This window comes from Streptomyces alanosinicus, from assembly GCF_014650595.1.
Classification (GTDB): domain Bacteria; phylum Actinomycetota; class Actinomycetes; order Streptomycetales; family Streptomycetaceae; genus Streptomyces; species Streptomyces alanosinicus.
On the sequence record NZ_BMVG01000152.1, the window covers coordinates 1 to 911 of the forward strand.

A 911-nucleotide genomic window follows, 5' to 3' on the forward strand; every position below is an offset into this window, starting at 1 on the left:
GGCCAGGGTGCCGTTGAAGATGTAGTCGCGCTTGTCGTACCTGCTGGCTACTGCGCGGTACTGCTTCCACTTGCTGACGCATCGCTCGACGGCACTGCGGCGGCGGTACTGGGCCTTGTCGAAGGCTGGTGGACGTCCACCAGCCTGGCCCTTGCGCTTGCGGCTGGCTCGTTGGTCGTCGGGCTGGGCGATGGTCGCCTTGATCCCCCGCCGTCGCAGATAGGCGCGGTTGTCGCGGCTGGAGTAGGCCTTATCGCCGCGGACGCGATCTGGACGGACGCGGGGCCGGCCCGGTCCCCGTCGCCGGATCCGTAAGCCGTCCAGCACGGGGATAAACATGGGGCTGTCGCCCCGCTGGCCCGGAGAGGTCTGCCAGGTCAGCGGGCGGGCCCGGTCGTCGGCCAGCAGATGGATTTTGCTGGTCAGTCCGCCCCGTGAGCGCCCCAACGCCTCCCGCCCATCCGCTTCCACACGCGCACCGCCCCCTTTTGCGGGAAGTCGCGCGGCGGCCGGTGACGGGCCCCGGCCGCGTGCTGATGTGCCCGGCAGGAGGTGGAGTCGATGTTCACCGCCCATTCCCGCCTGCGCTGCGCGCTCTCCGCCTCGACCGCCTTGACCACTGCCCCGTCGGGATCGGCGGCGTCAGCCTCGATCTGTAACTCGGCCAGGATCCGCTGCCAGGTGCCGTCCGCCGACCAGCGGCGGTGCCGCTCGTAAACGGTCTGCCAGGGACCGTACCGCTCGGGCAGGTCCGGCCAGGGCACCCCCGTACGGGCCCGGAACAGAACCCCGTTGATCACATTGCGGTGATCGGCCCACTGCCCGCCGGGCTTGCCGTTGGCAGGCAGCAACGACTCGATCCTCTGCCACTGCGCGTCCGTCAGCTCATGTCGCCGCACCATGAGATGGAC

General features: G+C 70.0%; 1 protein-coding gene. It reads right to left on the reverse strand.

Annotated elements, in window-relative coordinates; translation table 11 throughout:
• Nucleotides 1–899 (reverse strand): IS5 family transposase gene (locus IE277_RS46735; RefSeq protein ID WP_189960220.1). Its coding sequence is split into 2 segments (ribosomal slippage), with 897 coding nucleotides annotated over them: nt 1–501 and nt 504–899; the frame shifts between segments, so codons are not numbered across the junction. This gene is flagged as partial in the annotation.
• Nucleotides 900–911: the final 12 nt, after the last annotated feature.